The sequence below is a fragment of the Rhizobacter sp. P5_A1 genome (assembly GCF_056400745.1).
Window position 1 is genome coordinate 1 of record NZ_JBFUKR010000034.1, and the last position, 21872, is coordinate 21872.

At 68.8% G+C, this 21872-nt stretch carries 19 protein-coding genes; 5 read left to right on the forward strand and 14 right to left on the reverse strand.

Annotated elements, in window-relative coordinates; translation table 11 throughout:
- Nucleotides 1–212: 212 nt before the first annotated feature.
- The 4 genes from AC1DTW_RS24705 to AC1DTW_RS24720 are packed head-to-tail and all read right to left on the reverse strand — an operon-like array spanning nucleotide 213 to nucleotide 3307.
- Complete coding sequence (locus AC1DTW_RS24705) at nucleotides 213–1004, reverse strand: SDR family oxidoreductase (RefSeq protein WP_477984119.1); 792 nt, start codon at nucleotides 1002–1004, stop codon at nucleotides 213–215.
- 17 nt (nucleotides 1005–1021) lie between these two features.
- Nucleotides 1022–1696 (reverse strand): LPS export ABC transporter periplasmic protein LptC, encoded by a 675-nt coding sequence (gene lptC, locus AC1DTW_RS24710; protein ID WP_477984055.1) that lies wholly within the window; start codon nucleotides 1694–1696, stop codon nucleotides 1022–1024.
- Nucleotides 1697–1706: 10 nt separating this feature from the next.
- A complete protein-coding gene (locus AC1DTW_RS24715; RefSeq protein ID WP_477984056.1) occupies nucleotides 1707–2306 on the reverse strand; it encodes a KdsC family phosphatase in 600 nt (199 codons plus the stop codon).
- Between the two features lie 2 nt (nucleotides 2307–2308).
- Entirely contained in the window at nucleotides 2309–3307 is a 999-nt protein-coding gene (locus tag AC1DTW_RS24720; RefSeq protein ID WP_477984057.1) for a KpsF/GutQ family sugar-phosphate isomerase, read from the reverse strand.
- 108 nt (nucleotides 3308–3415) lie between these two features.
- Here AC1DTW_RS24720 and AC1DTW_RS24725 point away from each other — a divergent pair, with 108 nt between their 5' ends.
- A complete protein-coding gene (locus AC1DTW_RS24725; protein WP_477984058.1) occupies nucleotides 3416–5419 on the forward strand; it encodes a monovalent cation:proton antiporter family protein in 2004 nt (667 codons plus the stop codon).
- A 16-nt stretch (nucleotides 5420–5435) separates the two neighbouring features.
- Here AC1DTW_RS24725 and AC1DTW_RS24730 read toward each other — a convergent pair whose 3' ends face one another.
- The 6 genes from AC1DTW_RS24730 to rpmH all read right to left on the reverse strand — a co-directional run bounded on the left by AC1DTW_RS24730 (nucleotide 5436) and on the right by rpmH (nucleotide 10323).
- A complete protein-coding gene (locus AC1DTW_RS24730; RefSeq protein WP_477984059.1) occupies nucleotides 5436–5903 on the reverse strand; it encodes a cyclic nucleotide-binding domain-containing protein in 468 nt (155 codons plus the stop codon).
- 152 nt (nucleotides 5904–6055) lie between these two features.
- Nucleotides 6056–7438 carry a tRNA uridine-5-carboxymethylaminomethyl(34) synthesis GTPase MnmE gene (mnmE, locus tag AC1DTW_RS24735; protein WP_477984060.1) on the reverse strand — a complete coding sequence of 461 codons (1383 nt, stop codon included), beginning with the start codon at nucleotides 7436–7438 and terminating at the stop codon, nucleotides 6056–6058.
- Between the two features lie 122 nt (nucleotides 7439–7560).
- The gene (gene yidC / locus AC1DTW_RS24740; RefSeq protein WP_477984061.1) at nucleotides 7561–9333 is read right to left on the reverse strand and encodes a membrane protein insertase YidC; all 1773 of its coding nucleotides are present in this window, start codon (nucleotides 9331–9333) and stop codon (nucleotides 7561–7563) included.
- Complete coding sequence (yidD, locus tag AC1DTW_RS24745; RefSeq protein ID WP_477984062.1) at nucleotides 9330–9656, reverse strand: membrane protein insertion efficiency factor YidD; 327 nt, start codon at nucleotides 9654–9656, stop codon at nucleotides 9330–9332. The genes yidC and yidD overlap by 4 nt, the downstream gene beginning before the upstream one ends.
- 17 nt (nucleotides 9657–9673) lie before the next feature.
- On the reverse strand, nucleotides 9674–10162 hold the full coding sequence (locus AC1DTW_RS24750) for a ribonuclease P protein component (protein ID WP_477984063.1): 489 nt from the start codon (nucleotides 10160–10162) through the stop codon (nucleotides 9674–9676).
- 26 nt (nucleotides 10163–10188) lie between these two features.
- Nucleotides 10189–10323, reverse strand: a complete 135-nt coding sequence (gene rpmH / locus AC1DTW_RS24755; RefSeq protein WP_327490524.1) for a 50S ribosomal protein L34 — start codon at nucleotides 10321–10323, stop codon at nucleotides 10189–10191.
- 264 nt (nucleotides 10324–10587) lie between these two features.
- Here rpmH and dnaA point away from each other — a divergent pair, with 264 nt between their 5' ends.
- The 4 genes from dnaA (at nucleotide 10588) to AC1DTW_RS24775 (ending at nucleotide 16859) form a co-directional block, all read left to right on the forward strand.
- Entirely contained in the window at nucleotides 10588–11997 is a 1410-nt protein-coding gene (dnaA, locus tag AC1DTW_RS24760) for a chromosomal replication initiator protein DnaA (protein ID WP_477984064.1), read from the forward strand.
- Between the two features lie 229 nt (nucleotides 11998–12226).
- Nucleotides 12227–13357, forward strand: a complete 1131-nt coding sequence (gene dnaN / locus AC1DTW_RS24765; protein ID WP_477984065.1) for a DNA polymerase III subunit beta — start codon at nucleotides 12227–12229, stop codon at nucleotides 13355–13357.
- A 107-nt stretch (nucleotides 13358–13464) separates the two neighbouring features.
- Complete coding sequence (gene gyrB / locus AC1DTW_RS24770) at nucleotides 13465–16032, forward strand: DNA topoisomerase (ATP-hydrolyzing) subunit B (RefSeq protein WP_477984066.1); 2568 nt, start codon at nucleotides 13465–13467, stop codon at nucleotides 16030–16032.
- A 2-nt stretch (nucleotides 16033–16034) separates the two neighbouring features.
- Entirely contained in the window at nucleotides 16035–16859 is an 825-nt protein-coding gene (locus AC1DTW_RS24775) for an IclR family transcriptional regulator (RefSeq protein WP_477984067.1), read from the forward strand.
- A gap of 22 nt (nucleotides 16860–16881) precedes the next feature.
- On the opposite strand, the gene AC1DTW_RS24780 is transcribed toward AC1DTW_RS24775, so the two are convergent.
- The 4 genes from AC1DTW_RS24780 to AC1DTW_RS24795 are packed head-to-tail and all read right to left on the reverse strand — an operon-like array spanning nucleotide 16882 to nucleotide 21863.
- Nucleotides 16882–18042 (reverse strand): alpha-hydroxy acid oxidase, encoded by a 1161-nt coding sequence (locus AC1DTW_RS24780; RefSeq protein WP_477984068.1) that lies wholly within the window; start codon nucleotides 18040–18042, stop codon nucleotides 16882–16884.
- 8 nt (nucleotides 18043–18050) lie between these two features.
- Nucleotides 18051–18953 (reverse strand): 4-hydroxy-tetrahydrodipicolinate synthase, encoded by a 903-nt coding sequence (dapA, locus tag AC1DTW_RS24785; RefSeq protein ID WP_477984069.1) that lies wholly within the window; start codon nucleotides 18951–18953, stop codon nucleotides 18051–18053.
- Between the two features lie 44 nt (nucleotides 18954–18997).
- A complete protein-coding gene (locus AC1DTW_RS24790; protein ID WP_477984070.1) occupies nucleotides 18998–20764 on the reverse strand; it encodes an ABC transporter permease subunit in 1767 nt (588 codons plus the stop codon).
- Between the two features lie 4 nt (nucleotides 20765–20768).
- Nucleotides 20769–21863, reverse strand: a complete 1095-nt coding sequence (locus AC1DTW_RS24795) for an ABC transporter ATP-binding protein (RefSeq protein WP_477984071.1) — start codon at nucleotides 21861–21863, stop codon at nucleotides 20769–20771.
- Nucleotides 21864–21872 lie beyond the last annotated feature (9 nt).

Here is a 21872-nt window from a genome sequence, read left to right on the forward strand (position 1 = left end):
GCGGCGGCTTTGGCGGCGGCGGTGGTGGCGGCTACGGCGGCGGTGGCGGTGGCCGCTCCGGCGGTGGCGGCGGCTACGGCGGCGGTGGCGGCGGCCGCTCCGGTGGCGGCGGTGGCGGTGGCCGCGGCGGCTACTGAGCACCTCACGAGCACTGAGCCGGCTGCGGCCGGCTCGGGCGAATGAAGCGGTGGCGCGAAAGCCCACCGCTTTTTCTATTCCGGCGACCCGGCGGCCTTCTGGCGCGGCTTGCGCCCGCGGCCCGCGACCAGCTTATCGAACAGCGCGTTCGGCAGCAGGCGCATCAGCTTCGCGACCACGCCCATCTGCCACGGGATCACGCGGTAGCTGACGCCAGCGACGATCGCATCGAAGGCGCGGTCGGCGAACGCGTCGGCCGGCATCAGGAACGGCATGCTGTACGGGTTGCCGCTCGTCAATGGCGTATCGACATAGCCCGGGACGATCGTCACGACCTTGACGCCGCCGGCACGCAGCTCGCCGCGCAGGCTCTCGCAGTAGCCGATCACCCCGGCCTTGCTCGCGCAATAGGCGCCGTGCCCCGGCAGCCCGCGGATGCCGGCGACGCTGCCGATGCCGACCAGCGCGCCGGCGCGGCGCGCGCTCATCGCGGCGACGAACGGGTGGAAGGTCGCGGCCAGCCCGAGGTTGTTGGTCTCGAAGGTCGCGCGCATCACCTCGAGGTCGTCGAACTCGGCCGTGTCGATGCCGACGCTGATGCCGGCGTTCGCGATCACGACATCCGGCAACCCTTGTGCGGCGATGCAGGCGTGGCCCGCATCGACGATCGCCTGCACGTTGCGCACGTCGGCGGCGTAGACCGCGACGCGGTCCGCGTCGAAGCCCTGCGCCCGCGTCCAGGCCTGCACCTCGGCCGCGCGCCGGGCAACCAGCGCGAGCCGGTAGCCGGCGCGATGAAAGCGCGCCGCGAGCGCCTGGCCGATGCCGCTCGAAGCGCCGGTGATGAAGACCAGCGGCGCGGGCATCGGCGGCCGGGCGGTGCTCATGGCTTGGCGCCGGGGGCCGAATCGAGCGTGCCGCGCACGTGGCCCTTCAGGTCGAGCACGCGGGCGAGGTTGTCGTAGGCCATCGCGTCGGCGTGGATCTCGGTGCCGCCCTGCGTCACGACCACCGGCAGGTGCGAGCGCAGGCGTTCGGAGTACTGGAAGTAGTGCAGGAAGTTGCCGCGGAAATCGATCGCCGCTTCGCTGGCCGTCGCCTCGCGCACGATGTGCGCGCCGCCGGTCAGCTGCACCTCGCTGCCATCGCGATTCGACAGCGCCTGGCGCGCCGTCGCGGTCGTGAGCCGGCCGTCGTCGCCGATCGCGCGGATGCGCGGGTTGTCGATCTCGAAGCTGTCGTTGTCGGGGTAGTGGCGCATCAGGTCGCCTTCGATCTGCACCCGCATCGCACCATTGGCGCCGAAGCGCTGCACGAGGAACTGCGTCATCGTGTAGTCGGGCTCGTGACGCGGCGGCGCGGTCACCCGATCGGTCTCGAACAGCGGCGTGTTCTTCACGAGCCACCAGGTGCCGAGCGCGAGCACCGCCATCAGCAGCAGCGGCAGGTAGGTCGAGACCGTGTCGAGCACCCGCAGGTACCAGGGCGCCGGCCGATGCCATGGCGCGCGCGGCGGGCCGCCCGACTCGGCCGGCGCATCGGTCGCCAGCCCGTTCACGCGGCGTTCCTCACCCGGTGCCGCCATCCAGCGTGACGAGGTGGCCGTGCAGCGCGCTCGCGTAGCGGCCGGCGGCGCACAGCAGCAGGTCGCAGCACTCGCGCGCCGCGCCGTGGCCGCCGCGCGCCGCGGTGACGTGATGCGCAACCGCCTTGACTTCGATGTGCGCGTTCGCCGGCGCGCAGGCGAACGCGGCGCGCGCGAGCAGCGGCAGGTCGGGCCAGTCGTCGCCCATTGCGGCGAGCGTGCCCCAGCTCGCGCCGATATCGGCGAGCGATGCCATCAGCGCCGTCGCTGCGGCGAGCTTGTCGCTCGCGCCGTAGACCGCGTGCGCCAGGCCGAGGTCGGCAACGCGCCGGCGCACCGCCGGCGAATCGCGCCCGGTGATCACGACCGGCGTGATGCCGTGCTGCGCGAGCAGCTTCAGGCCGTGGCCGTCGAGCGTCGAGAAGGCCTTGAATTCCTCGCCGCGCTCGCTGAGGTAGATGCGGCCGTCGGTCAGCACGCCGTCGACATCGAAGATCGCCCAGCGGATGCCCTGCGCCTTCAGCAGCAGCTCGGGCGGATGCCGCAACACGGGTTCGGGCACCGGATCACCTTGGCTCGTCATCGTCAGATGACCTTCGCTCGCATCAGGTCGTTCGAGTTCAGCGCGCCGGTCAGCAGCCCGTGCGCATCGACGACGAGCACGCTGGTGATGCGGTGCGTTTCCATCACGTCGGCGGCATCAACCGCGAGCGCGTCGGCGCTGACGAGCTTCGGCTGCGGGTGCATCACGTCGGCCGCGCGCAGCGCGCGCAGGTCGGCACCGCGTTCGATCAGGCGGCGCAGGTCACCGTCGGTGAAGATGCCGAGCACGCGGCCCTCGGCATCGGCGATCGCGGTGAAGCCCAGGCCCTTGCCGGTCATCTCGCGCAGCATCTCGGTGAACGCCGTGTCGGGCGCGACGCGCGGCACGTCGGCGCCGCTGCGCATCAGGTCGCGCACATGCATCAGCAGCTTGCGGCCGAGGCTGCCGCCGGGGTGCGAACGCGCGAAGTCTTCCTCGCGGAAGCCGCGTGCGTCGAGCAGCGCGACCGCCAGCGCATCGCCCAGCACCATCTGCGCGGTCGTGCTCGTCGTCGGCGCGAGGTTCAGCGGGCAGGCCTCCTGATCGACCGCGCTGCTGATCGCGATGTCGGCATGCTGCGCGAGCGTCGACTCGGCGCGCCCGGTCATCGCGACCAGCGTGACGCCCAGGCGCTTCAGCGCCGGGATGATCGCGCCGAGCTCTTCGCTCTCGCCGGAGTTGGAGATCGCGAGCACGACATCGCCGGGCGCGACCATGCCGAGGTCGCCATGGCTCGCCTCGGCCGGGTGCACGAACAACGCCGGGGTGCCGGTCGACGCCAGCGTCGCGGCGATCTTGCGCCCGACGTGGCCGCTCTTGCCCATGCCCATCACGACGACGCGGCCGCGGCACTCGAGCATCGCGCGGCAGGTGTGCGTGAAGCCGTCGCCCTGGCGCGCCTTCAGCGCGATCAGCGCCTGGGCCGCGATGTCGAAGGTCTCGCGCCCGAGGCGCAGCGCGCGCTCGGCGTCGAAGTCGGGAAATGAGGGTTTTGCAGGCACTGTGTGGCGCAACGCGTCCAGTAGGATCGGTCGATTCTATGAGCCCGGCCCCGATGCCCGTCGTCGGCGTCGCCCGGCCCGCGGCACAGTGCTTGCAATTCCAATCTGATGATCTCGTCCCCGCTCGGTCTGGTGCTGCTCTACCTCGTCGCCGCGGTGGCCGGGGTGGTGATCTGCCGCATGGCCAAGTTGCCGCCGATGCTGGGCTACCTCGCGGTGGGTGTGCTGATCGGCCCGAACGCGACCGCGCTCGCGAAGGACACCGCGCAGGTCAGTCACCTGGCCGAGTTCGGCGTCGTGTTCCTGATGTTCGTGATCGGGCTCGAGTTCAACCTGCCGAAGCTGAAGAGCATGCGCAAGCTGGTGTTCGGGCTCGGGCTGAGCCAGGTCGCACTGACGATCCTGATGGCGGTCGCCGGCAACCTCGCACTCGCGTGGGGCGTCTCGCTGGCCGGCCGGTCGTGGGGGCTGACCTGGCAGAGCTCGGTCGCGCTCGGCGGCGCACTCGCGATGAGCAGCACCGCGATCGTCGTGAAGCTGATGGCCGAGCGGCTCGAGCTCGAGAGCGAGCACGGCCGGCGCGTGATGGGGGTGCTGCTGTTCCAGGATCTGGCGGTGGTGCCGCTGCTGGTGCTGATCCCGGCGCTCGGCTCGCCGCCGGCCGAACTGATCGGGGCGCTCGCGATCGCCGCGCTGAAGGCGGCGGCGCTGCTGACGGTGCTGCTGGTCGGCGGGCAGCGCGTGATGCGCTGGTGGCTGACGATCGTCGCGCGGCTGAAGAGCGAAGAGCTGTTCGTGCTGAACCTGCTGCTCGTGACGCTGGCGCTGGCCTACCTGACCGAACGCGCCGGGCTGTCGCTCGCGCTCGGCGCGTTCGTCGCCGGGATGCTGATCGCCGAGACCGAATACAAGCACCAGGTCGAGACCGACATCCGCCCGTTCCACGACGTGCTGCTCGGCCTGTTCTTCATCACGATCGGCATGAAGCTCGACGCCGAGGCGGTGTGGCTGCAGTGGCCGCTCGTGCTCGGGCTGACGATCGCGCCGGTGTTGTTCAAGTTCATCGTCGTGACGCTGCTCGCGCGCATCTTCGGCGCCGCGCCGGGCGTGGCGCTGCGCACCGGGTTGTACCTCGCGCAGGCGGGCGAATTCGGCTTCGTGCTGCTCGCGCTCGCGACCGACGGCGGCCTGCTGCCGGCCGAGCTGCAAAGCCCGGTGCTCGCGAGCATGGTGCTGTCGATGCTCGCGACGCCGTTCCTGATCCTCTACAGCAACCGCATCGTGATGCGGCTGAGCTCGAGCGACTGGCTGATGCAGTCGGTCGCGATGACGACGATCGCGAAGCGCGCGATCAATACCGAGGCCCACATCATCATCGCCGGCTACGGCCGCAGCGGCCAGAACCTGGCGCGGCTGCTCGACGGCGAGAAGATCCCGTACATGGCGCTCGACCTCGACCCGGACCGCGTGCGCCAGGCCGCGGCGGCCGGGCAGAGCGTCGTGTTCGGCGACGCCGCACGGCTGCAGAGCCTGATGGCGGCGGGCCTGGCGCGGGCCAGTGCGGTCGTCGTAAGTTACCACGACACGCCGTCGGCGCTGAAGATCCTGCGCCTGGTGCAGGAGCACGCGCCGCGGGTCCCGGTGATCGTGCGCACGATCGACGACAGCGACATCGAGCGTCTGCAGGCCGCCGGCGCGACCGAAGTCGTGCCCGAGGCGATCGAGGGTTCGCTGATGCTCGCGAGCCACGCGCTCGCCCTCGTCGGCGTGCCGATGCGGCGCGTGATCCGCGTCGTGCAGGACCAGCGCGACGCGCGTTATGGCCTGCTGCGCGGGTACTTCCACGGTGCCGACGACGACACCGCCGACGAGCGGCAGACCGCGCGGCTGCTGAGTGTCACGCTGCCGGCCGCCGGCAGCCACCTCGGCCAGACGCTCGCGGCCCAGGCGCTGCATGCGGTCGGCGTCGCGGTGGTCTCGGTGCGGCGCGCGAACGGCGCGGTCATCAAGCCCGATGAATCGCTGGTGCTCGCGGCCGGCGACACGCTGGTGCTGGCCGGCAAGCCCGAGCCGCTCGCGCTCGCCGAAGGGCGGCTGCTGGGGAAGAAGTGAGGGAGGGTGTCCGGGCTTAGCTGAACGGCGTCTGTTTGGCCAGGTTCGCACGCATGCGCGTCGCCATCACGCCGCCGGCAGCGCGCAGCAGTTCGAGTGCGAGCGCCGGAAGGCGCTGCGCCAGCTCTTCGATGCGCGGGCCGCGCAGCGCGAAGACGATGCACGGCGTCATCGCCTCGACGTTGGCCATGCGCGGGCTGTCGCCGAACAGACCCGGCTCGCCGACCACCGAGCCGGTGCGCAGGATCGCGATGCGGTTGCTGCCCGGCGGCCCGCCGGTCACGAAGATCTGCAGGCTGCCCTGGGCGAGAAAGTACATCGTGCGATCGGTGTCGCCCTGCTTGATCAGCAGGTCGCCGGCGCGGATCTCGTGGCGCGTCAGGTAGGGCGCGATGCTGCGCCACTGCTCGAGGCTCAGCCGGGCGCGAAACGCATCCTCGGCATTGAGGGTCTGAATCGCCTGCACCAGATCGTCGATTTCCATCTTCCTGCTCCGCGGAGCGCTCCATGCAGGGCGCCCGAGCGCCGATTATCGGCGCGGCCCGCGTCAGCCCACAACAGGTGGCGTTCCCGCAACGCGCCCTTCGTCGCCGCCACGCGGCCGCTCGTCGCCCTGCGAACGCGCCGGGCACCGCGTCACTTGCCGATGCAGAAGCGGCTGAAGATCTCGCCGAGCAGGTCGTCGGAGCTGAATGCGCCGGTGATCGCACCGAGCGCATCGTGCGCGAGGCGCAGTTCCTCGGCGAGGAGGTCGAGCGCGGTGTCGGCGCGCGCGGCCAGCGCGAGCGCAGTGGCCAGGTGCCCGCGGGTCTCGCGCAGCGCCTGCACATGGCGCGTGCGGGCGATGAACAGGCCCTCGGGCTGCGCATGCCAGCCGGCCAGCGCGAGCAGCTTCGAGCGCAGCGCGGCGATGCCCGCGCCGGTGCGCGCCGACAGGGCGATACCCGGCGCGTGCTGCACCGCCGGCGCCGCGTCGGCCTTGTTGAAGACCTGCAGCAGCCGCTCGGCATCGGGCAGCGCGGCGCGCAGGCGCGCTTCGATCTGCGCCTCGCCGGCGTCGTAGGCAGGTTCGCCGAGGCGCGTCAGATCGTGCATGAACAGCACCGCGTCGGCGCGCTCGATCTCGCTCCAGCTGCGCGCGACGCCGATGCGTTCGACCTCGTCGGTCGAGTCGCGCAGGCCGGCGGTGTCGATCACGTGGACCGGCACGCCCTCGATCTGGATCGTGCCGCTGACCTTGTCGCGCGTCGTGCCAGCGATCGGCGTGACGATCGCGAGCTCGGCGCCGGCGAGCGCGTTCAGCAGCGAGCTCTTGCCGACGTTCGGCTGCCCCGCGAGCACGACCGTGATCCCCTCGCGCAGCAGTGCGCCCTGGCGCGCGCGGTCCAGCACCGCGTCAAGCTGCTGGGCGATCGCCTGCAACCGGCCGCGCGCGTTGGCCTTCTCGAGAAAATCGATTTCTTCCTCGGGGAAGTCGAGCGTCGCCTCGACCAGCATGCGCAACTCGATCAGCCGGTCGCGCAGCGCGTTGACCTCGCCGGAGAACGCGCCGGTCAGCGAGCGACTCGCCGAGCGCGCCGCGGCCTCGGTGCTGGCCTCGATCAGGTCGCTGACGGCCTCGGCTTGCGCGAGGTCGAGCTTGTCGTTCAGGAACGCGCGCTCGGTGAACTCGCCCGGCTGCGCGAGCCGCAGCCCGGGCAGGTGCGGGTCGGCGAGTTCGATGCAGCGCGCGAGCAGCAGCTGCAGCACGACCGGGCCACCATGCGCCTGCAGTTCGAGCACGTCTTCGCCGGTGTACGAATGGGGTGCCGGGAAGTGGATCGCCAGACCGCGGTCGATCGGCGCGCCGGCCGCGTCAGCGAACGGCAGGTAGGTCGCGACGCGCGGCTGCAGCGTCCGGCCCAGCAGCGCAGCGACGAACGGCGCCAGGTTCGCGCCCGAGAGCCGCACGATCCCGACCGCGCCACGCCCGCTCGCCGTCGCGACGGCGACGATCGGCTCGTGGTGGCGCGGCAGCATCGCTGGCCCTCAAGCGAGCGCCGGGCCGCCATGGGCCACGAAGAGGCCCACCCCGTGGCCCTCGGCCGCTTGAGCTCCCCTCGGGGGATCGTGCCGAAGGCGCGCAGGGGCTGTCATCTCTGTTACTTGTTCAGCACGCCCAGGCGCTTGTTGATCACGTACTGCTGCGCGATCGACAGGATGTTGTTGGTCAGCCAGTACAGCACCAGGCCGGACGGGAACACGAAGAACATCACCGAGAAGATCAGCGGCATGAACCACATCATCTTCGCCTGGACCGGATCCGGCGGCGTCGGGTTCAGCCAGGTCTGCAGCAGGCTGGTCAGCGTCATCAGGATCGGCAGGATGAAGTACGGGTCCTTCGCCGACAGGTCGGTGATCCAGCCGAGCCACGGCGCGCCGCGCATCTCGACGGTCGACAGCAGCACCCAGTACAGCGAGATGAAGAACGGCATCTGCACGAAGATCGGCAGGCAGCCGCCGAGCGGGTTGATCTTCTCCTCGCGGTAGATGCGCATCATCTCCTGCTGCATCTGCTGCGGCTTGTCTTTCAGGCGCTCGCGCATCTCGGTGATCTTCGGGTTGATCGCCTTCATCTTCGCCATCGAGCCGTAGGCCTTGGCGTTGAGCCAGTAGAACGCGATCTTCAGCAGCACGACCAGCCCGACGATCGACCAGCCCCAGTTGCCGAGAATCTTGTGCAGCTGCGTCAGCAGCCAGAACAGCGGCTCGGCGAGGATCTTGAAGATGCCGTAGTCCTTGACGAGCTCGAGGCGCGGCGCGAGCTTCGCGAGCTTCTCTTCTTCCTGCGGGCCGACGAACAGCTTCGCGTCGAAGGCCTTGGTCGCGCCGGGCGCGAGCTCGCCCAGCGGCACGAACATGCCGACCGAGTAGACATGCGCCAGTTGGCCGGTAGCCGGGTTCGTGACCTCGGACTTGCCGGTGAAGTACTCGCGCGGCAGCTTGCTGGCGTCGCCTTTGTCGACCAGCCAGGCGGAGGCGAAATAGTGCTGCACCATCGCGACCCAGCCGCTGTCGGCGTCGATCGTGTGGCTGGGCTTGTCGGACGGGCCGCGCTTGTCGATGTCCTTGAAATCGACCTTCTGGAACTTGTTGCCGTCGTCGATCGCCGGCCCAGTGAAGGTCGAGTAGACACTCGACCCGCCCGGCGGCGGCACGCCGTCGCGCACCAGCTGCAGGTACAGCCGCGGCGAGACCGGCACGCCCGATTCGTTGACGACCTCGTTCTTCACGTCGATCACGTAGTCGCCGCGCTTGAAGGTGTAGGTCTTCACGAGCTTCACGCCGCCGACGGCTGGCGACTCGAACTTCACCTGCAGCGCGCTCTGGCCGGTGGCCAGCGTGCGCTCGCCGGGGACGAGCGTCATCACCGTGTGGTGGTTCGGCAGGCCGGAGCCGCCGGCCGCGGGGATCAGCCCGGATTCGGCGACATACAGGCGGCCAGACGTCTCGTCCATCAGCACGACGTCTTGCGGCGCCGTCGCGGCGGCCTTGCGACCGAACAGCTCGAGGAGCGGCTCGTACCACTCCTGCAGCACCGGGTCGGGGTACTTCAGCAGCTGCAGGCGAACCAGCGTTCCGCCGGCGCCGCTGAGCGTCGCCTTGACCACGTCGGTCGTGATCGTCGTCTGTTCGGCGACCGGCGGCGCGACGGCGCCGGGCGCCGCGCTCGGCGCCGCGCCCGCGACCGTGGCCGTACCGTTGTTGGCCGGCTTCGGCAAGCCACTCGCCGCCGACGCGGCCGGTGCAGCGACCTTGGTCGGCGCCGGAGCGAAGAACGAAGGCTGACCGTTGTGCTTGTTCCACGCGTCGTAGATCAAGAACAGGGACATCGAAAACACCACCCACAGCAGGGTGCGACGCATATCGGTCATGGATTGGGCTCGGGCTTCGAGGAGGGAGACGGTTCGCCGGCAGCGCGTGGCGCATCGGCAAGAAAATGGCGGAACAGCGCCGGCGCCTGCCGGGGCACCGGATCGTGGCCACCGCGGCAGAAGGGCTGGCAACGTGCCAGCCGACTCAGTGTCAAGTAAGTGCCCGCTGCGGCGCCGTGCTGCTCGAGCGCTTGGATCGCGTAGGCCGAGCAGGTGGGTTCAAAGCGGCAGGCGCTGCCCAGCCACGGGCTCAGCAGCAGCCGGTAGCCGCGCACGAGTGCCAGCAGCGCGCGCTGCGGCAGCGTGAACAGGAGGTGAGCCATCGCCTGCGACCGGCCGCTCAGGCGCCGGCCGAGACCACGCGCAGCGCAACGCTGCCGAACAGGCCTTCGAGCTCTTCGCGTGCGGCGCACTTGAGCTCATCCGATGCCGCGCTGACGAAGCGTGCGCGATCGAACGGCGCACGCAGCCGGACGACCCACAGGCCCTGCGCGAGCGACGCCGCATGGCCGGTCACAACCGCGCGGATCTGGCGCTTCAGCAAGGTTCGGGTCACCGAGCGGCGGGCATGCCGCTTCGGCACGACCGCTCCGAGCCAGACCGCGCCGGGCGCCGGCCGGGGCGAGTCATCCACAGGGCCAGCCTGCATCGGGAGCTCCCCTGTTGACAACTCGCCGGCGACGGCGCTGATGGCCGCCTTCGCGGGCGGCTTGGCGGGCGCGCTCGGGCGATCCGCCAGATGGTGCAGCGCAAAGTGCACGCTGCTGACCCGGGTGCGCGTGCGCAGCACGCGTTCGAAATCTGCGGACCGCAGCAGGCGCGCGATCACGGTGCAAACGCCGTGGGCGCCGTACCTCAGACGGCCAGGCGCTTGCGGCCCTTGGCGCGGCGCGCATTGATCACGGCGCGGCCGCCGCGGCTCTTCATGCGGACGAGGAAGCCGTGGGTGCGGGCGCGGCGAACTTTGGAGGCTTGGTAGGTGCGTTTCATGATCTGTCCAGCTGGCGTGTGCCAAAGGAGGCGGCGGCCAAGATAGAGGCAGTTGCCAAATAAGGCGATGCCAAAGAAGTGCCCGCGCCAAGTCGGCTTCGGGAAACCCACTATTACACCAAAAACACCCTGCCCGGTCAATGACTTACACCGCCAGCCCTGCGCGGGCGGGGCTATTGACCTGGCTATCGGAACTGTGGATAACCGTCGCTTCGCATGCCGCACGCCGTACAATTCGCCCGCTCCCGAGAACAGTTTTCCACAATGAGCGCTGACCTATGGCAACGCGGCTGCGAGCGACTCGCGGTCGAGCTGCCCGAACAACAATTCAACACCTGGATCCGCCCGCTGGCGGCCGCCGAGGTCACCGACCAGGGTGAGGCCGGCGCCGTCGTGACGCTGCGCGTGCCGAACCGGTTCAAGCTCGACTGGATTCGCAATCAGTACGCCGGGCGGATCGAGGCCGTGCTCGCCGAACTGGCCGGCAAGCCGGTGCGGCTCGACATCGCGCTGGCCGCGCGCGATACCGCGACGGCTCGCGCGCCCGGCCCCGCGATGAACGGTTCGGCGGCTCCGACATCGGCCTCGTTCGCGATCGTGCAGGCGCTGAGCCTGCAGCGCACGACAGGCCCGGCCGCGCCGCCGGTGCCTTCGCGCAGCCGGCTGAACCCGGCACTGACCTTCGACACGCTGGTGCCGGGCCGCGCGAACCAGATGGCGCGCACCGCGGCGCTGCATGTCGCCGGCGCGCCGGGCGCGATGTACAACCCGCTGTTCATCTACGGCGGCGTCGGCCTGGGCAAGACGCACCTGATTCACGCGGTCGGCAACGCGCTGCTCGCCGACAAGCCGGACGCGCGCATCCTGTACCTGCACGCCGAGCAGTTCATCACCGACGTCGTCAAGAACTACCAGCGCAAGACCTTCGACGAGCTGAAGGCCAAATACCACCAGCTCGACCTGCTGCTCATCGACGACGTGCAGTTCTTCGCCGGCAAGGAGCGCACCCAGGAGGAGTTCTTCAACGCGTTCGAAGCGCTGCTCGCGAAACGCGCGCACATCATCATGACCAGCGACACCTACCCGAAAGGGCTGGTCGACATCGACGAGCGCTTGACCTCGCGCTTCGATGCCGGGCTGACAGTCGCGATCGAACCGCCCGAACTCGAGATGCGCGTCGCGATCCTGATGCGCAAGGCCGAGCTGGAGGCGACGCCGATGCCGGAAGACGTCGCGTTCTTCGTCGCGAAGAACGTGCGCGCCAACGTGCGCGAGCTCGAGGGCGCGCTGCGCAAGATCCTTGCTTACTCCAGGTTTTCACACAAGGAGATCAACATCGGTCTCGCGCGCGAGGCGCTGAAAGACCTGCTGTCGATCCAGAACCGCCAGGTCGGCGTCGAGAACATCCAGAAGACCGTGGCCGACTTCTACAAGATCAAGGTCGCCGACATGTACAGCAAGAAGCGCCCGGCCTCGATCGCCCGGCCGCGCCAGATCGCGATGTACCTGGCCAAGGACATGACGCAGAAGAGCCTCCCCGAGATCGGCGAGCTCTTCGGCGGGCGCGACCACACGACCGTGCTGCACGCGGTGCGCAAGATCGCCGCCGAGCGCCAGAAGAACACCGAACTGAACCAGCAGCTGCACGTGCTCGAGCAGACGCTGAAAGGCTGACGAAGTCCGACGATGTCAAGCAACAAGCCTGGGGACAAGTTTCGGACAAGCACCCACCTGTCCACAGGCATGGGCCGATCGGCGAAGTTGTTGTGTTCGGTGCAGACCGCAACCGGCGCGTCCGACCCCAAGCTTTGCGGTGCTCTAAGTGCTTGATGGAACAGGCGAAAATGGCGTTGTCCACAGAATCCGACGTTCTCTACTATTACGACCAGTTTGAGAGGTTCAAATGATTGTCTTGAAGACAGCACAAGAAAAAGTTTTGAGCGCACTGCAGGCGGTGGCCGGCATCGTCGAGCGCCGCCACACGCTGCCGATCCTCGCGAACGTGCTGATCCGCAAGACCGGTGCGAACCTCGAACTGACGACGAGCGATCTCGAGATCCAGGTGCGCACGAACGCCGAGCTCGGCGGTGATGGTGGCAACTTCGCGACGACCGTCGGCGCACGCAAGCTGATCGACATCCTGCGTTCGATGCCGGCCGACCAGATCGTCACGCTGAGCGCAAACCAGAACAAGCTGACCTTGCAGGGCGGCAAGAGCCGCTTCACGCTGCAGACCCTGCCGAGCGACGACTTCCCGCTGGTCCAGGAAGCAGCCGATTTCGGGCCGTCGTTCAGCGTGCCGCAGAAGGCGCTGAAGGGCTTGATCAACCAGGTCCACTTCGCGATGGCGGTGCACGACATCCGCTACTACCTGAACGGCATCCTGTTCGTCGCCGAGGGCAAGAACCTGACGCTGGTCGCGACCGACGGCCACCGCCTGGCGCTGGCGCAGGCGACGCTCGACGTCGACATCCCGAAGCAGGAGGTGATCCTGCCGCGCAAGACCGTGCTCGAACTGCAGCGCCTTTTGAAAGACGAAAAGGACGGCAAGGAAGGCGAAGAAGGCGGCCTGATCGAGATGCGCTTCGCCGGCAACCAGGCCAAGTTCAGCTTCAGCGGCATGGAGTTCGTCACCAAGCTCGTCGAAGGCAAGTTCCCCGACTACAACCGCGTGATCCCGAAGAACCACAAGAACTCCGTCACGCTGGGCCGTGCGCCGTTCCTCGCGAGCCTGCAGCGCGCGGCGATCCTGACGAGCGAGAAGTTCAAGGGCGTGCGCGTCAACATCGAACCCGGCACCTTGCGCATCGCATCGAGCAACGCCGAGCAGGAAGAGGCCAAGGAAGAGCTCGAGATCGACTACGGCGGCGATGCGATCGAGATCGGCTTCAACGTCACCTACCTGATCGACGCGCTGTCGAACATGAGCGTCGAGATGATCAAGATGGAGCTGCAGGACACCAATTCGAGTGCGCTGATCACGGTGCCCGAGCAGGCCGGCTTCAAGTACGTCGTCATGCCGATGCGAATCTAGCGCCGCGTCGCGACGACCCTATCCAAGCGGGCTTCGGCCCGCTTGAGTACTTTTCAAGCGGCTGGCATTCGACGATTGCGGCCCCAGATGCGAGTGTGAAATCCCCGATGAGCGACATCCAGAACCTCCCCGAAGACGACGCCGCGAGCCGCAAGGCCGCGAAGGACGCGACGGCCTCCGTGCACGCTGCCGACAGCGCGGCCTATGGCGAAGGCAGCATCCAGATCCTCGAGGGACTGGAGGCGGTGCGCAAGCGCCCCGGCATGTACATCGGCGACACCTCCGACGGCACCGGGCTGCACCACCTCGTGTTCGAGGTCGTCGACAACTCGATCGACGAATCGCTCGCCGGCTACTGCGACGACATCGTCGTGACGATCCACTCCGACAACTCGATCAGCGTGACCGACAACGGCCGCGGCATCCCGACCGGCGTGAAGATGGACGACAAGCACGAGCCCAAGCGCTCGGCTGCCGAGATCGCGCTGACCGAGCTGCACGCCGGCGGCAAGTTCAACCAGAACAGCTACAAGGTCTCGGGCGGGCTGCACGGCGTCGGCGTCAGCTGCGTCAACGGCCTGTCGAAGTGGCTGCGCCTGACGGTACGCCGCGACGGCGAAGCGCACTTCATGGAGTTCAAGCAGGGCATCCCGCAGGACCGCCTGATCGAGCGCCGCAACGGTGTCGACGTGTCGCCGATGAAGATCATCGCCGAGACCGAACTGCGCGGCACCGAGGTGCACTTCCTGCCCGACCTCGAGATCTTCTCGAACATCGATTTTCACTACGACATCATCGCGAAGAAGCTGCGCGAGCTGAGCTTCCTGAACAACGGCGTGAAGATCCGCCTGAAGGACGAGCGCAACAACAAGGAAGACACCTTCGCGTTCGCCGGCGGCGTCAAGGGCTTCGTCGAGTTCATCAACACCGGCAAGAAGGTGCTGCACCCGACCGTGTTCGGCGCGACCGGCGAGAAGCTCAGCGAACAGGGCACGACGATCACGACCGACGTCGCGATGCAGTGGAACGACGGCTACAGCGAGAACGTTCTCTGCTTCACGAACAACATCCCGCAGCGCGACGGCGGCACGCACCTGACCGGCCTGCGCGCGGCGATGACGCGCGTGATCAACAAGTACATCGAAGACAACGAGCTCGCGAAGAAGGCCAAGGTCGAGGTCACCGGCGACGACATGCGCGAGGGCCTGTGCTGCGTGCTGTCGGTCAAGGTGCCCGAGCCGAAGTTCAGCAGCCAGACGAAGGACAAGCTCGTCAGCAGCGAGGTGCGCGCGCCGGTCGAAGACGTGGTGAGCCGCGCGCTTGCCGACTACCTGCAAGAAAACCCGAACGACGCGAAGATCATCTGCAGCAAGATCGTCGATGCCGCGCGCGCCCGCGAGGCCGCTCGCAAGGCGCGCGAGATGACGCGCCGCAAGGGTGTGCTCGATGGCATGGGCCTGCCGGGCAAGCTGGCCGACTGCCAGGAGAAGGACCCGGCGCTGTGCGAGATCTACATCGTCGAGGGCGACTCGGCGGGCGGCTCGGCCAAGCAGGGCCGCGATCGCAAGTTCCAGGCGATCCTGCCGCTGCGCGGCAAGATCCTCAACGTCGAGAAGGCGCGCTACGAGAAGCTCCTGACCAGCAATGAAATCCTGACGCTGATCACCGCGTTGGGCACCGGCATCGGCAAGGGCATGGGCGGCGACGACTTCAACCCCGACAAGCTGCGCTACCACCGCATCATCATCATGACCGACGCGGACGTCGACGGCGCGCACATCCGCACGCTGCTGCTGACCTTCCTGTTCCGCCAGATGCCCGAGCTGGTCGAGCGCGGCCACATCTACATCGCACAGCCACCTCTGTACAAGGTCAAGCTGGGCAAGGAAGAGCAGTACCTGAAGGACGGCCACGAGCTCGACGCCTACCTGCTCAAGGTCGCGCTGAAGGACGCGAAGCTCGATACCGCGCGCTCGTTGGAAAGCGGCGGCGCGGGGGTGCTGCAGGGCGAAGCCCTCGAGGCGCTGGCGCGCCAGTACGTGCTGGCGAAGAACGTCGTCGAGCGGCTGTCGAACTGGATGGACATCGAGGCGCTGCGCGCGATGGCCAACGGCCTCGCGCTCGATGTCGACACGCTCGAAGCGGCCGAAGCGTCGGCCGCGGCATTGAAGGCCGCGCTGCACGACGCCGAGGTCACGGCCGAGTTCGACGCGCGCACCGACAAGCACATCCTGCGCATCAGCCGCATGCACCACGGCAACGTCAAGAGCAGCGTGATCACCGCCGACTTCGTCCACGGCGCCGACTACGAGGCCCTGAGCACCGCCGGCAAGACCTTCCGCGGCCTCGTCGGCGAAGACGCGGTGGTCAAGCGCGGCGACGGCGACAAGCAGAAGGAAATGCGCGTCGGCGACTTCCGCGAAGCGATGGCCTGGCTCATCGGCCAGGCCGAGAACGCGGTCGCACGCCAGCGCTACAAGGGCCTGGGCGAAATGAACCCGGCGCAGCTCTGGGAAACAACGATGGACCCGACCGTGCGCCGCCTGCTGCGCGTGCAGATCGACGACGCGATCGAGGCCGACCGCGTCTTCACGATGCTGATGGGCGACGAGGTCGAACCGCGCCGCAACTTCATCGAGAGCAACGCGCTGCGAGCGGCAAACATCGACGTGTGAGCATGATGCCCGCCAAGCATCCTCGCAGCGAACCCCCGCTCGAGACGACGTCGCGCTCTTCCCTGTTCGTGGCCTCGACCGAAAAGGCCTTCCAGGTCCTGGCCGCGTTCAACGGCCCCGACCGCCACATGACGCTGGCCGACATCGCGCGCGCCGCGCAACTCGACCGCAGCGCGACGCAGCGGCTCGTGCACACGCTCGAGGCCCTGGGCTACCTGCGCCGCATCCCGGACAGCCGCAACTACGCGCTCACGGCCAAGGTGTTGCAGCTTTCGTACAACTACCTGCGCGCCAACGAGCTGATCGACAAGGCCTCGCCGTACCTGCTGGACATCAGCCGCACGCTGGGCGAGACCACCAACCTGCAGGAGCTCGAGGGTTCGAACATCGTGTTCGTGGCCCGGTTTCACGGCCGTCATCTGGTGAATGTCGACTTCACCGTGGGCGCGCGGCTGCCCGCGTTCTTCACGGCCTCGGGCAACGCGATCCTGTCGCGCCTTTCGCTGGCGCAACGTGTCGAGATCCTGAACGCGACGCGGCTCGTGCCGATCACGCCGCTGACCGAAATCAACCCGGAACGCTTGCTGGCGCGGGTTCAGGCCGTGGCCGACCGGGGCTACGCGATCGTCGCGAACGAAACCGTGCTGGGCGACATCTCGGTGGCGGCGCCGATCATCGACCAGCGCGGCATGGCGGTCGCGGCGATCAACATCTCGGTGCCGACGACGCGCTGGACGGTCGAGCGGGCCGAGAAGGAACTCGTCCCGCACGTGCAGGTGGCGGCGACCTCGATCTCCAAGGCGAAGTTCGCCGACTACCCGGGCTGACGCGTTCGCGCCCCGGGGCGCTTCAAAGCCGCGCCAGGCGCTGGCGGTGATCGTCCGACAGCGCGGCCGCGCCGAGCTGCTCGGCCGCCGGCGTGCCGAGCAGGCGCAGCGCGATCTCGAACTCCTCGCGAAGCAGCGTCAGCACCTCGGTCACGCCCTGGCCGCCGGCCGCCGCCAGCCCGTACAGCGGCGCCCGCCCGAGCAGCACGGCCTTCGCGCCCAGCGCGCGTGCCTTGGCGATGTCGCTGCCGCGCCGCACGCCGCTGTCGACCAGGACGTGCAGGTCCGCGCCGACCGCGTCGACGACCTCGGGCAGCAGCTCGAGCGGGCTCGGCGCGCTGCCCAGCTGGCGCCCGCCATGGTTGGACAGCACGATGCCATCCGCGCCGTGTGCGCGCGCCAGCCGCGCATCCTCGACCGACAGCAGGCCCTTGATGACGACCGGGCCGCGCCAGTGCGACCGCAGCCACGCGATCGCGTTCCAGTCCAGGCCCATGTCCATCTGGCGGCTGATCGTGGCGGCCTGCACGTTGATGTCGGCGCGCGTGCCGGCGCTCCGGGCCAGGTTGACGAGTTGCGGCGAGCCGCCCTGGCGCAGCATGCGCGCGCACCAGCGCGGGTGGGCGGCCAGGTCCAGCAGCAGCCTCGGCGTGACGCGCAACGGCATCTTGAAGCGATTGCGCAGGTCGTGATCGCGCTTGCCGTGGACCGTGGTGTCCACCGTCAGCATCAAGGTGCTGAAGTCCAGGGCCTGGGCCCGGCGCATCGTCTCCTGGGCGATGCGCCGGTCCTGCTGGACGTAGAGCTGCAACCAGAGATCGCCCGGACTGGCCGCGCGCACGTCCTCGAACAGCGAGGTCGACGCGGTCGACATCGCGAACGGCAGGCCCGCCGCGTGGGCCGCGCGCGCCAGCACCTCTTCGGCGCGCGGCCAGTACAGGCCGTTCAGGCCCGTCGGACCGACGACCGCCGGCAGGTTCTGCTGGCGCCCGAACAGCGTGACCCGGCTGTCGACGCGCGTGACATCGCGCAGGATGCGCGGCTGGAACAGCAGCTGATCGAAGGCGCGGCGGTTGCGCGCCAGCGCCTGGCCGTCTTCGGCGCCGCCTTCGAGGTAGTCGAAGGCGAAGCGGGACAGCCTGCGTCGGGCCAGCTCGCGGTAGTCCTTGACGGCGGGCAGCACGATGCCGGTCAGCCCAGGGCTTCGGACGCGGCGAGCTGAATCTCGACCTCCGCGCGCAGCCGCGCCTGCAGCTCGGCCGCCGGTGCCACGAGCGGGGCGAGCATCGCCGGGGCGTCGACGCCGATCAGGTCCATCACCGACTTCATCGGACCGGGATTGGTCTCGGCGAAGGCCATGTCCATCAGCGGCATCAGCCGGCGATGGGCCAGCAGCGCCTGGGTCGTGTGGCCGCCGGCCGCGAGTTCGTAGATGCGCTGCCACGCCCGCGGCAGCAGGCTCGCCGTGACGACGATGCCGCCGCGCGCCCCCGCGGCCAGGTGCAGCGGGAACAGCGTGTCCTCGCCGCTCAGCACCGCGAACGACGGGTCCACGCCCGCGACCGTGCGCAGGAAGTGGTACATGTCGGTGTTGCAGGCCTTCATGCCGATGATGCGCTCGTGGCGCGACAGTTCGTGCAGCAGCTCGGGCGCAATCGCGACGCGCGTGCGGTACGGGATCTCGTAGATCAGGATCGGCAGCGGCGACGCGTCGGCGTAGCGCAGGAAGTAGTCGCGCACGCCCGCCTGGGTCGGGTTGGTGTAGTACGGCGTGACGACCATCAGCGCATCGACGCCGACATCGGCGAAGGCCTGGCCCGCCTGCAGCGCATCGTGAAAGCCCGGGTCGAGCACGCCCGGAATGACCGGCACGCGGCCGGCGACGGCCTCGACGCACACGCCCGCCATCTTCACCCGTTCGGCGCGCGGCAGCGCGCCGTACTCACCGGTGCCGCCGAGCGGCACGATGCCGTTCACGCCGCGCGCGAGCAGATAGGAGAGCAGGGTCTGCGTGGCGGCCACGTCGATGCAATCGTCGGCAGTCACGGGCGTCGGGATCGCGGGCAGGATGCCGCGCAGACGGGTTGCGTCCATGGGAGAAGTCCTTCGGAAAGAGGTGGTGGGAACGGGGCGCATCGTCAGCCCGGCGCGACGCTTCGACGCAGGCGGTCGGCGGTCCAGATGAGCGCGGCGATGAACACGAACAGGCAGGTCGAAACGGCGGCGATGACGGGCGAGATCTGCAGCACGACCTCGTCCCAGAACTGCTTGGGCAAGGTGGCGTTCAGGCCGCCCGAGGCGAACAGCGCGATCGTCAACTCGTCGAACGAGGTCGCGAACGCGAACAGGAACGACGACATCAGGCCCGCCTTCAGGATCGGCAGGGTCACGTAGCGCAAGGTCTGCCACGGGCGTGCGCCGAGGCTCTGCGCGGCGAGGTCGAGGCGCGTGTCGTAGTTGCGCAGCACGGCCATCATCGTCATCACCACATACGGCACGGTGATCAGCGTGTGGCCGAGGATCAGGCCGAGCGAGGTGCCGACGAGATTCACGCGCGCGAACAGGTAGAACAGCCCGACCGCGATGATCATGCGCGGCACGATGATCGGCGACAGCACGAACCCGAGCATCAGCGACTTGCCGCGCATCTGCGTGCGCGCCAGCAGGAAGGCCGCCGGGGTTCCGATCAGCATCGCGAGCGTCGATGCGCCGAGCCCGACGACCAGCGAGCGCGTCAGCGCCTGCATCCACAGCGGCGAGTCGAACATCTGCTGGTACCACTGCAGCGAGACGCCGCGCGGCGGCCAGTTGAGGCCCGAACTGCCGGCGAACGACAGCGGGATCATCAGCAGCGTCGGCACGCTGAGGAAGGCCAGCAGCAGCAGCACGACGGCGTGCATCGCGGGCGACTGGCCGGCCTCGCGCTGACCGCCGCGCCGGCGCCGGCGCGGCAGCCATGCGGCCAGGCGGTCGGACGCATTGGCCAGAGTCGCCAGGACCGCCTCGCCGAGCGCCTTGATGCGGCCGGAATGGGCCGCCGGCCGCGCGCGATCGGAGGCCGCGCCGGTCATCGTCGACAGCCCGAGCAGCCGGTCGTAGAGCGCGAACACCGCCAGCACGACCACCAGCAGCAGCACCGAGATCGCGCCGGCGAAGCCCCAGTTCAGCGTCTGCTGCACCTGGTCGATGATGATCTGCGTGATCATCGTTTCGCGCCGCCCGCCGAGCAGCGCCGGAAAGATGAAGAAGCCGATCGCGGTGACGAACACCATGATCGCGGCGGCCGCGACGCCGGGCAGCGAGAGCGGGAAATACACGCGCCAGAACGCGCTGCCCGGACGCGCACCCAGCGTGAGCGCCGCGCGCGGCAGGTTGCGGTCGATGTTGTCCATCACCGAGAGCATCGTCAGCACCGCCAGCGGCATCAGCGCATGCACCATCCCGACCAGCGTGCTGCCGAAGGTGTAGAGCAGGTTCACCGGCGTGTCGACGATGCCGAGCGCGACCAGCAACTGGTTCACGACGCCATGGCGTCCGAGCATCACGATCCACGCAAAGGCCCGCACCAGGAAGCTGCTCCAGAACGACAGCAGCACCCAGAACAGCAGCGAGCCCTTCTTCTTCTGCGGCAGCGACGAGATCAGGTACGCGATCGGGTAGCCGGCCAGAACCGAGAACAGCGTGGTCCACAGCGAGATCTTCAACGTGATCCAGAGCACGTTGACGTACACCGACGAGACGAACAGCTGGCGGTAGGACGCGCTCGTGAATGCGCCATCCTTGTAGAGGCTCAGCAGAAGCAGCTGCGCGACCGGATACACCAGCAGCGCCAGCAGCAGCAGCAACAACGGCGCACCGAGCCACAGCGGGCGGCCGCGGCGAGCGATGGCGCGAGGGGTCGGCATGGTGCTACAGGGCCGTGTCGATGGCCACCGCGTCGGCGGCCCGCCAGGCGAGCGCCAGGGTTTCGCCGCGCCGGTAGTCGATGCTGTCCAGCGAGGTCGGGAACGCGACCGTGATCGGCGCGTCGCCGGCGAAGGGCGCCGTGAGAAAGAGCTTGGTCAGGCTGCCGGTGATCGTCAGATCGAGCACCTGGGCCGAGAGGTGCGGCGACGCGGGCCGTTCGCGCGCGACGCTCAGGTTCTGCGGGCGCACCAGCAGGCGCACGGCCTGGCCGGGCCGAAGCGGCGCGCCGCCCGTCACTGCCGCGGCCTGCACGCGCGCCTGGTCGAGCGCGACGGTCGCGCTTTCCCCCGTGGCCGAGACGACGGTCGCGTCGAAGAGGTTGGATTCGCCGAGGAAGTCGGCGACGAACGCGGTGCGCGGCCGAAAGTACAGGTCGGCCGGCGAGCCCAGCTGCTCGATGCGGCCGCCGTTCATCAGGCAGATGCGATCGGACAGGGTCATCGCCTCTTCCTGGTCGTGGGTCACGTAGACGAAGGTCGTTCCGAGTTCGCGATGGATGCGCTTGATCTCGAGCTGCATGTGCTCGCGCAGCTTCTTGTCGAGCGCGCCGAGCGGCTCGTCCATCAGGATGATCGACGGGCGATACACCAGGCAGCGCGCGAGCGCGATGCGTTGCTGCTGACCCCCCGAGAGTTCCTTGGGCAGGCGCTGCGCGACCTGCGGCAGGCGCACCATCTCGAGCGCCTCCTTCGCCTTCGCGCGCGCGGCGGCGGGTGCGACCTTGCGCATCGTCAACGGGAACGCGATGTTCTCTTCGACCGTCATGTGCGGGAACAGCGCGTAGTTCTGGAACACCATGCCGATGTCGCGCTCGTACGGCGGGCTGAAGGTCACGTCGGCGCCATTGATGCGCAGCGTTCCGCCATCGGGCTGCGACAAGCCGGCGATCAGGCTCAGCAGCGTGGTCTTGCCCGAGCCCGAGGGCCCGAGCAGGGTCAGGAACTCGCCGTCGGCGACCTCCAGGTCGGTGGGCGCCAGTGCGGTGAAGTCACCGTAGTGCTTGCACAGCCCGGAGATGCTCAGGTGACTGGCGGCCATCTCGTCAGC

What these genes read in the sequence shown, in the direction of transcription:
- AC1DTW_RS24705 (WP_477984119.1), bottom strand. Translation starts at nt 1,004, where the DNA reads ATGCCCGCGCCGCTGGTCTTCATCACCGGCGCTTCGAGCGGCATCGGC.
- AC1DTW_RS24715 (WP_477984056.1), bottom strand. Translation starts at nt 2,306, where the DNA reads ATGACGAGCCAAGGTGATCCGGTGCCCGAACCCGTGTTGCGGCATCCG.
- AC1DTW_RS24725 (WP_477984058.1), top strand. Translation starts at nt 3,416, where the DNA reads ATGATCTCGTCCCCGCTCGGTCTGGTGCTGCTCTACCTCGTCGCCGCG.
- AC1DTW_RS24730 (WP_477984059.1), bottom strand. Translation starts at nt 5,903, where the DNA reads ATGGAAATCGACGATCTGGTGCAGGCGATTCAGACCCTCAATGCCGAG.
- mnmE (WP_477984060.1), bottom strand. Translation starts at nt 7,438, where the DNA reads ATGCTGCCGCGCCACCACGAGCCGATCGTCGCCGTCGCGACGGCGAGC.
- yidC (WP_477984061.1), bottom strand. Translation starts at nt 9,333, where the DNA reads ATGACCGATATGCGTCGCACCCTGCTGTGGGTGGTGTTTTCGATGTCC.
- yidD (WP_477984062.1), bottom strand. Translation starts at nt 9,656, where the DNA reads ATGGCTCACCTCCTGTTCACGCTGCCGCAGCGCGCGCTGCTGGCACTC.
- rpmH (WP_327490524.1), bottom strand. Translation starts at nt 10,323, where the DNA reads ATGAAACGCACCTACCAAGCCTCCAAAGTTCGCCGCGCCCGCACCCAC.
- dnaA (WP_477984064.1), top strand. Translation starts at nt 10,588, where the DNA reads ATGAGCGCTGACCTATGGCAACGCGGCTGCGAGCGACTCGCGGTCGAG.
- dnaN (WP_477984065.1), top strand. Translation starts at nt 12,227, where the DNA reads ATGATTGTCTTGAAGACAGCACAAGAAAAAGTTTTGAGCGCACTGCAG.
- gyrB (WP_477984066.1), top strand. Translation starts at nt 13,465, where the DNA reads ATGAGCGACATCCAGAACCTCCCCGAAGACGACGCCGCGAGCCGCAAG.
- AC1DTW_RS24775 (WP_477984067.1), top strand. Translation starts at nt 16,035, where the DNA reads ATGATGCCCGCCAAGCATCCTCGCAGCGAACCCCCGCTCGAGACGACG.
- dapA (WP_477984069.1), bottom strand. Translation starts at nt 18,953, where the DNA reads ATGGACGCAACCCGTCTGCGCGGCATCCTGCCCGCGATCCCGACGCCC.
- AC1DTW_RS24790 (WP_477984070.1), bottom strand. Translation starts at nt 20,764, where the DNA reads ATGCCGACCCCTCGCGCCATCGCTCGCCGCGGCCGCCCGCTGTGGCTC.
- AC1DTW_RS24795 (WP_477984071.1), bottom strand. Translation starts at nt 21,863, where the DNA reads ATGGCCGCCAGTCACCTGAGCATCTCCGGGCTGTGCAAGCACTACGGT.